Raw genomic sequence first — 235 nt, 5'->3', positions numbered from 1 at the left:
CTGGACCTCAAGGGCGGGCAGGCCGAGCCGGTTGCGCTCGACGCGCCGGGCCTCAGCGATCAGCGCGTGACCGTGCTGGCGCACGACCCGAGCCAGCCCGGCAGGCTCTGGGTCGGCACCCGCTACGGGCTGAACCAGGTTGACCCGGCGCGTCGCAGCGTCACGCGGTGGCTGCCCGGCCCCGCCGGGTCGCGCTCGCTGTCGGCCGGCTTCATCACGACCCTGCTGAGCGACA

At 74.9% G+C, this 235-nt stretch carries 1 protein-coding gene; it reads left to right on the top strand.

What is annotated here, in order from left to right; translation table 11 throughout:
* Positions 1 to 235 (top strand): hypothetical protein (locus tag RVY79_RS21620; protein ID WP_317466675.1); only part of this gene is annotated, 235 nt, incomplete at both ends.

The organism is Chromohalobacter sp. HP20-39, from assembly GCF_033052815.1.
Lineage (GTDB): Bacteria > Pseudomonadota > Gammaproteobacteria > Pseudomonadales > Halomonadaceae > Chromohalobacter.
This window is presented reverse-complemented; position numbering and strand designations above follow the sequence as displayed.